Annotated in this window: 11 protein-coding genes; 7 read left to right on the plus strand and 4 right to left on the minus strand. The window is 67.7% G+C overall.

Annotated elements, in window-relative coordinates; all coding sequences use genetic code 11:
- The 5 genes from O9335_RS06730 (at window position 1) to O9335_RS06750 (ending at window position 2982) form a co-directional block, all read left to right on the plus strand.
- A complete protein-coding gene (locus O9335_RS06730) occupies window positions 1-882 on the plus strand; it encodes an NAD-dependent epimerase/dehydratase family protein (RefSeq protein WP_298385466.1) in 882 nt (293 codons plus the stop codon).
- Window positions 879-1247 carry a DoxX-like family protein gene (locus O9335_RS06735; protein WP_298385469.1) on the plus strand — a complete coding sequence of 123 codons (369 nt, stop codon included), beginning with the start codon at window positions 879-881 and terminating at the stop codon, window positions 1245-1247. Before O9335_RS06730 ends, O9335_RS06735 begins: the two co-directional genes overlap by 4 nt.
- Complete coding sequence (locus tag O9335_RS06740) at window positions 1244-1720, plus strand: DUF2269 domain-containing protein (protein WP_298385472.1); 477 nt, start codon at window positions 1244-1246, stop codon at window positions 1718-1720. Before O9335_RS06735 ends, O9335_RS06740 begins: the two co-directional genes overlap by 4 nt.
- Window positions 1721-1739: 19 nt before the next feature.
- Window positions 1740-1952, plus strand: coding sequence for a SlyX family protein (locus O9335_RS06745; protein ID WP_298385475.1), 213 nt, complete (start codon window positions 1740-1742; stop codon window positions 1950-1952).
- 217 nt (window positions 1953-2169) lie between these two features.
- Window positions 2170-2982, plus strand: a complete 813-nt coding sequence (locus tag O9335_RS06750) for a GNAT family N-acetyltransferase (protein WP_298385478.1) — start codon at window positions 2170-2172, stop codon at window positions 2980-2982.
- A gap of 48 nt (window positions 2983-3030) precedes the next feature.
- Here the strand turns inward: O9335_RS06750 and O9335_RS06755 are convergent, their stop codons facing one another.
- On the minus strand, window positions 3031-3285 hold the full coding sequence (locus tag O9335_RS06755) for a hypothetical protein (RefSeq protein WP_298385479.1): 255 nt from the start codon (window positions 3283-3285) through the stop codon (window positions 3031-3033).
- Between the two features lie 338 nt (window positions 3286-3623).
- Here O9335_RS06755 and O9335_RS06760 point away from each other — a divergent pair, with 338 nt between their 5' ends.
- Window positions 3624-3929 (plus strand): phosphoenolpyruvate carboxylase, encoded by a 306-nt coding sequence (locus O9335_RS06760; RefSeq protein WP_367185412.1) that lies wholly within the window; start codon window positions 3624-3626, stop codon window positions 3927-3929.
- 28 nt (window positions 3930-3957) lie between these two features.
- On the opposite strand, the gene O9335_RS06765 is transcribed toward O9335_RS06760, so the two are convergent.
- Genes O9335_RS06765 through O9335_RS06775 form a run of 3 tightly spaced genes read right to left on the minus strand, consistent with a single transcriptional unit; the run spans window position 3958 to window position 7182 of the window.
- Window positions 3958-5472: a methyl-accepting chemotaxis protein gene (locus O9335_RS06765; RefSeq protein ID WP_298385482.1), complete on the minus strand. Its 1515-nt coding sequence runs from the start codon at window positions 5470-5472 to the stop codon at window positions 3958-3960.
- A 33-nt stretch (window positions 5473-5505) separates the two neighbouring features.
- Window positions 5506-5946, minus strand: a complete 441-nt coding sequence (locus O9335_RS06770; RefSeq protein WP_367185411.1) for a hypothetical protein — start codon at window positions 5944-5946, stop codon at window positions 5506-5508.
- A gap of 15 nt (window positions 5947-5961) precedes the next feature.
- Window positions 5962-7182 carry a hypothetical protein gene (locus tag O9335_RS06775; protein ID WP_298385485.1) on the minus strand — a complete coding sequence of 407 codons (1221 nt, stop codon included), beginning with the start codon at window positions 7180-7182 and terminating at the stop codon, window positions 5962-5964.
- 289 nt (window positions 7183-7471) lie between these two features.
- Between O9335_RS06775 and O9335_RS06780 the strand changes: the two genes are divergently transcribed.
- Window positions 7472-7634, plus strand: a 163-nt coding sequence (locus O9335_RS06780) for a helix-turn-helix domain-containing protein (protein WP_298385492.1), incomplete at its 3' end; no start/stop codon positions are given.

Raw genomic sequence — 7634 nt, forward strand, 5'->3', positions numbered from 1 at the left:
ATGCGCGTGCTGCTGCTCGGCGCGGGCGGCTTCCTGGGCCGCCACACCGCCCGCGCGCTGGCCGCGCAGGGTCACACCGTGAGCACGCTCGGCAACACGGTCGGCAGCGGGCTCGGCACCGGGTTCGAGTGGGCCGAAGCCCACCGCGCCAAAACCTGGCTGCCCTGGCTGCTGGGGCTGGACGCCGCCATCTATCTGCCCGGCACCCTGCGCGACCGCATGCGCGGCATCGGCGGCTGGCTCGAACGCCTGCACCACCACGCCCCCGCGGCCTTGGCCGAGGCCTGCGTGCTGGCAGGCGTGCCCCGCCTGACCCACGTCTCCGTGCTCTGCCAAGGCCCCAGCGCCTACGCACGCAGCAAACGCGAGGGCGACGCGGCCATCCAGGCCGTGGCCCAGCGCACCGGCCTGCAGGCCCACATCGTGCAACCCAGCCTCGTCCTGGGCCAGGGCGGCATCACCAGCCGGCAGTTGGAGCAACTCAGCCACCTGCCCCTGTGGCCCCTGCCGGCCGTCATGCAACGCTGCCTCGTGCAGCCCTTGCGCGTCGAGGACTTGGCCGACGTGCTGGTGGCCACCCTGAGAGCCGCGCCCACCGCCACCCCCTGGCACGCCGTGGGCCCTGAAACCGCCCCCCTGCCCCAATGGCTGCAACGCCGCCGCGCCCAACGCGGCCAAGGCCCGGCGCGCGTGCTCACCCTGCCGGCGGCGCTGGCCGCTGCCACCGCGGCCTGGGGCGACCACGTGCGCTTCACCAGTTGGAGCCGAGAAACCTGGGCCCTGATGGCGCACGACAGCGCCAGCCCCGACCCGAGCGCCCCCGACCGCCTGGCCACCCTCATCGGCCGCCCCTTGCAAAGTGCGCTGGAGGGCCCATGGTGAGCCGCCCCTTGCGCCGCGACGGCCCCCGCGCTGCTCTGGTCCTCGTCTGGCTGGGCACCGCCGCGGCCAGCCTCTGGGACGGCGGCACCCACGGCCAAGCCCTGCTGCAGGCCACCGGCCTGGGTGCCAGCATGGCCCTCACCCTGGTCTGGGCCGGCGGCCTGTGGGACCTGGCAGTGGGCCTGTGGCTGGCCTGCGCGCCCAGCGCCCAGGCCTACCGCTGGGCCCTGTGGGGCATGCTGGCCATGACCGCCCTGGGCACGGCTTGGATGCCCGCCCTCTGGCTGGACCCCCTGGGCCCCCTGCTGAAAAACCTCGCCATCGCCGCGCTGCTGCTGCAAGGCCTGCAGCGCCACACCCCATGAGCACCTACCTGGCCATGAAGTGGCTGCACATCGTCAGCAGCGTCGTCCTCGTCGGCACGGGCTTCGGCACCGCCTTCTACCTCTTCTTCACCAACCGCCAGCCCAGCCTGGAGGCGCGCGCCGTGGTGGCGCGCCTGGTCGTGCGGGCCGACCTCTGGTTCACCACGCCGGCCGTCATCCTGCAACCACTCACCGGCGTGGCCCTGGTTCGCCTGGCCGGCTGGCCGTGGGACAGCCCCTGGCTGCTGGCGTCCATCGCGCTGTACGCCTTTGCTGGCGCCTGCTGGCTGCCCGTGCTGTGGCTGCAGCTGCGCATGGCCCGCCTGGCCGAACACGCCCTGCACACCTGCCGCCCACTGCCACCGGCCTACGCCCGCCTGCAACGCGCCTGGGAGTGGCTGGGCTACCCCGCCTTCGCCGCCATGCTGGCGATCTACGGCCTCATGGTCTTCAAGCCGCCCCTGTGGGGATGAAGCCGCGACACTCCCCCCCATGACCGACCGCACCGACGCCCGCCTGACCGAGCTGGAAATCAAGGCCAGCTACGCCGACGACCTGTTGGAGCAACTCAACGCCCTGGTCGCCCGCCAGCAACAGCAAATCGACCTGCTGCAGCGCGAACTCCTGGCCCTGCGTCAACAAATGCGCGACGCCCCCGGGGCCGGCTTGGGCAGCGCGGCCGACGAAAGACCGCCACATTACTGATCGGCGGCCCCAAGGCGCTGATGCCGCCTCTGCGGGGGGCCACGGAGGCGCTGGCTTCAGCGCCGCTCACGCGCTTGCCGGCCAACGAGTGCTTCGCGTTAGCAAGCCACCACCGAGGGGCGCCACGGCCACCGGCGCCACCCCACCCCCGCACTGTCATGAAAACGCCATGGGCGCGCCATGGCAGCGTCACACAGGGTGCCCACCATGACGGCTCATGCAAGCCTCACTGCACCCCTTCGCGCACCCGGCCCCGGCCGCGCTGCACCCCCAACCCGCCACGGAGCTGCGCCTGAGCTGGGCGCGAAGCGCGGCCGACGTGCGCGAGGCCCAGCGCCTGCGCCATGCCGTGTTTGCCGAAGAGAAGGGCGCGCGCCTGAGGCCGCCCCCGGGCACCCCTGAGGGGCTGGACGCCGACTTGTACGACGCCCATTGCGAGCACCTGCTGGTGCGTGCCGTGCCGCTGAACGACGACACCGGACCGGTGGTGGCCACCTACCGCGTGCTGCTGCCCGAGGCGGCCAAGCGCTTGGGCGGCCTGTACGCCGAGCAGCGCTTCGACCTCACCCGGTTGCGGGCCCACCGGCCGCGCATGGCCGAGCTGGGTCGGGCCTGCGTGCACGCCGACCACCGCCACGGCGCCGCGCTGCTGCTGATGTGGGGCGAACTGGCCGGTCTGCTGGCCCGCCATGGCGTGGACTACGCGCTGGGCAGCGTGAGCCTGTGCGCCCGCGACGGTGGCGCGCAAGCCTGGGCGGTGTGGCAGCAGGTGGCGGCGCAGCACCTGGCGCCGCTGGAGTGGCAAGTGCGCAGCCGCAGCCCCTTGCCCCGGCCCCTGCGCCCCAGCGTCTCCGAGGTGACGGTGGACCCCCTGCTGCGGGCCTACTTGAAGATGCACGGGCAACTGCTGGGCGAGCCGGCGTGGGATGGCGACTTCCAATGCGCCGACCTGCCGGTGATGGTGCGCCTGGATGCGCTGCCCAGCCGCTTCCGACGCCTGATGAGCCAAAGCGTGCGCTGGGCCGCTTGATCCGCCAACGAGCGAGGCGGTGACACCAACGCGCCGCGCGGGACGCGCTCAGGCGCCGGTGCTGGGGGTGGCGCGCTGAGCGATGACGATGACCGGCGGCAACTGGGCCACGGTGGGCGCGCGCTTGACGGTGACGATGACCGGCGGCAGTTGCGCGACCGCAGCCGGCTGCAGGGGCGTGGGGGTGCGGGGGCTGGCAGCGCCGATGGCCGCGCTGGCGAAGGTGAGGCCCGCCATGACAACGATGCTCAAGGCGCCGCCAAGGTGATCGAGAACAGGGCTGGGGTTGAAGGTCTTGCTCATGGTCGTCTCCGGGGTGGGTTGTGTGCTGCGGTGACTGAACTTTGACCGTTCAAGCCCCACCGCACCACGGCCGAAAGACGAGCCGACGCAGCGTGCGACAGACTGCGGAAAACCCGGAGTCAGCGGGGTGTGGAGGACTCCGCCAAAGCGCCCAATGCGACGCCGGTGACCCGACACACGCGCCAGTCGGGCATGACGGTGGCGCCCAGGCGCTCGGCCCTTCTTCCGCACCCTGCTCTCCAACCTGAACATGGTGCTGGCCAAGACCGACCTGCAGTTGGCTGCTCTACGTCGAGCTCGTCGAGGACAGGAAGCTCGGCAAGCGAGTTTTTGCCGCCATCCGCGCCGAGTACGAGGCCACCGCGCATGCGCTGGCACAGATCACCGGCGAGCCGGATCGGCTCGTCTCCAACTGTTCGCAGGCGCGCTCGGTCGCGCACCGCTTCCCATACATCGAACCGCTCAACCACGTGTTGGCGGAACTGATGCGCCGCTACCGCAGTCTGGCGCCCGACGAGCGCGAGGAACAGCTGGCGCGCCTTCAGCGCGGCATCCACCGGATGCATCAACGGCATAGCCGCAGCGCTGCGCGAAACCGGATGACGCCAGGGACAGCCGCAGGGCGCGGCGGCCTTAGAGGGTGAGAGCTTTTCGGCCTTGCCCGAAAAGCTCTCAGTCCAACTTGAAGGTGGCCACGGCGGACTGCAGGCTCACCGCTTGCTGTTCCATGCTGCTGGCGGCGGCGGCGGCCTCTTCGACCAGCGCAGCGTTCTGCTGCGTCATCTGATCCAAGGAGCCGATCGAGGTGTTTACCTGCTCGATGCCCTGAGTCTGCGCGGCGGTGGCGGCCGTGATCTCGGCAATCATGTCGCCAACCCTGCGCACGCTGGCCTGGATCTCGTCCATCGTCGCGCCTGCATTGCGGACCAAATAGGTGCCGGCCTCGACCTTCTCAACACTGGCGCCGATGAGCGACTTGATCTCCTTGGCGGCATCGGCGCTGCGCTGGGCCAGCCCACGCACCTCACCGGCCACCACGGCAAAACCCCGCCCCTGTTCACCGGCGCGCGCAGCCTCGACCGCTGCGTTCAACGCCAGGATGTTGGTCTGGAACGCAATGCCGTCGATGGTGCCGATGATGTCGTTGATCTTGCGCGAGCTGGCATTGATCTCCTCCATAGTCTCGATCACCTGGGCGACCACCGCGCCACCGCGCCCGGCCACCTCGGCCGACGAATTGGCAACCTGATTGGCCTGCTGCGCCGACTGTGCACTGGCCCTCACCGCCTCGGTGAGCTGGCGCATGCTGGATGCTGTTTGCTCCAGGGAACCAGCCTGTCGCTCGGTACGCACCGACAGATCGTGATTGCCTGTGGCGATCTCGCGCGCCGACACGGTGATTGAGTCGGTGCCCTGACGCACGCCGCCGACGATGCCGACCAAGCCGCCCGCCATGTCCCGCACGGCCGCCAGCAGCGACTGCTCGGCGCCGGCCTGAAGCTCCACCGATTGGGCCAGATCGCCGTTGGCCATCCGGCGCATCACCTTTACCGCGTACTCGGGCTCTCCGCCTAATTGGCGCCAGATGCTGCCAATGACCAGATAGGACGCCACCCCGAGCACCACCACCACCAGCAGACCCGCGCCGGCAATCATCCAGAGCCCCGCGCTCACGCCCGAACGGGCCGACTGCAGCGCGCCGTCGAACGCTTCGGTCGCCTGCTTGCGCTTGGCGGCGATCAACTCTTCCAAGGACTTCAGCGCAGCCTGCATCTCCGGGATGGATGCGGTTTGGTCGCCCTGCTTCACGCCAAGAAAGAGCTCTGCCGTACTGATGGACGCCGCCTCGTAATTGGTTAACGCAGCCTCCAATTGCTGGGCCTCGGACGCCTTGCCAGGAATGGCCTGCAGGCGCGCAATCAACTCGCGCGCTTGCTTGGCCCGCTCCTTGGCATCGTCCAGGCGCTGCTTCTCGCCTTCCGCCACGGCGCTCTGGATCAATCCGCCGTAGGCCTCCACCTGCGCACTGAACTGCGTCATGATGTTGAGGAATGGGTAATCGACCTGGCCGACCGACTGCAGTCGGTCGGAGGTCCGCGCAGAGAGCACCAGCACAACCGTCAGTGCCACGGCAAAGATCACCGCCGCCGACAGAGGCAGCATCCAGATACGGGTCTTCAGTCGCATTCATGCATCTCCGCGCAGTTCACTGACTGATCGTCAATCGACGGTCAGCACAACCTTCACCGTACCATCGACGGCCGACCTCTCGATGTAGCCGATGGCGCTGGGGTTGCCTGCCACGAACTTCTTCACCTCGGCTGCAGAGCCCAGTTCCTTCGGCGGCGTACCTTTGCCGGAGAACACGATGCGGCTCCAGGCGGCCTTCACTTGCGCCGAGGACTTGCCGGCGACCTTCGAGTAGAACTGCTCGCGCACCGGCGAGCTTTCAGGCAAGTCGGACATCACGGCCGCCGCGGCCCCAGGCAGGGCAGTGCTCTTGCCCAGGAACAGTGCCCCGACCTGATCTGCAGTCAGACTGGCGCTGCCATTCATCGGGTTCACGATGACGGCCACTTGCGCGGCGGCCATTGTCGATAAGCCATAGAGCGCAATGCACATGCCGACGCGTCGCAACGCGCTGAATTTCATGAATGCCATGTTGATTACTCCTCGTCAGAACACAAAGTCCAGGGCCACGCTGACGACATTCACCTTGCCTTTGGACCAGGCAGGATCGAGCAACAAGAACAAGCCGCCGGCGTTCTTGACGTCGACCCTGTCCCATTGGGTCTTCAAGGCCATGTTGCGCGCCACATCCCAGCGCAAGCCGAGCGCCGTGGTCGACTGCTCGGCTCTCTGCGACGCCACCACGGCATTGACCACCGCCGACAACTGAGCGGTCGGTCCGACGCTGGGGATGGTGTTGTTGACGTTGCCGTCGTCCACCTTCAGGTCCGAAACCACGACATAGGGCGTGAACGCACCGAAGCGGTGGCCGACGGAGGCGAACCATCCGGTTGTGCTGGGTATGATGCTATGCATGCGGCGGCGGGTGAACTCCGCACTGGCTATCCAATCGCCTTCGTCATAGCTCAGACCCAGGCCGCTGAAAGTTGACTTCTTCTCGGTCGGGTCAATCTCCTCGGCAACCGAAGCGAACGGCGTGGCACCGAGGTTGGCGCGCAGCAGTTGCACCAGCCCGCCGACGTCCTGCGCATTCAACGTCGTGTTGCCTTGCGCATGGCCGAGTCGCAGCGCCAAGCCATTGCCCAGGTCCAGGGTCGCATTCGCACCGACGAACTTCTTGACCTCGAGGTCGCTGCCAACCACGACATCCTTGGACTTGCCGGCAAACACCTGCACGTTCAGGGTCGCGCTGCCGATCGACGTTGAATAGCCGAGGTCAGCACCGTTGAATGTGCTGAACGGGATCTGCCCATACACCTCCTGCGGCGGTCGCAGCCACACGTTGGCATAGCCCACGTAGCGAAAATCGGACACCGCGAACAGCGGCGCGCCCAGCCTGCCCAGGCGCACCGACAGTTCGGGAGTCAGTTGCGCCTTCAAGAAGGCCCACTCCACCTGCGGCTTGAAGCTGCCTTCGCCGTTTTGACGGCTCAGGATCTGAACCGTTCCGGAGAACATCGGATTGAACTTGGCGCCAAGCTGCACGGCCAGCTTGCTGTCCACTTCGCCGCTCGCACGCTTGCGCGCCCCATTCGGTTGGCCGGCGATTCGGAACTCAGCGGCGTCGGTATCGGTAGCCACCAAGCCAAGGGTTCCGAAGCCCGACATGCTGAAGCTGGCGTCCTGTGCCAATGCCGGCTGCACAGCAAGCACTGCCGCCATCGCCAACAAGCCCGGGGTGAAGTACCGAATTGCTTTCTTGTCCATGCTGACTCCTTTGATCTGGCTCCTAAGAACCGGTGCTACGGGTAACCCGAGTAGACACCGCAGTGCCCGAAATTCAATCGACGTTTTGTGGAACACGACACGCCCCCGGGGGGGGGGGCGGGGGGGGGCGAGGAATTTGGCAGTGAGCGTGCTTTCTTCACGGCCGCGATGGCCACCCCAGCCTGCTCCACTTGTGGTCACCCAAACTGCTCCAAGCAGGAAGTGGCAGTTGTTATTGATCCGGCCCTTTCGCACTTGAAGTTTGCTGAGTCGCCCGCATATCGGATTCATGCAAGCAACCGACATGAGATCGCTGAGCCGCGAGGCACGGCATGAGCGCCGCTTGCAGGTCATTCGACTGCGCAAGGCCGGCAACACCTACGACGAGATCGCCGCCCTCACTGGCCTGAGCCGTACGGGCGTCTTCAACATCTGCAAGCGCCATGAAGCGC

This window comes from Inhella sp., from assembly GCF_027532025.1.
Classification (GTDB): Bacteria; Pseudomonadota; Gammaproteobacteria; order Burkholderiales; family Burkholderiaceae_C; genus Inhella.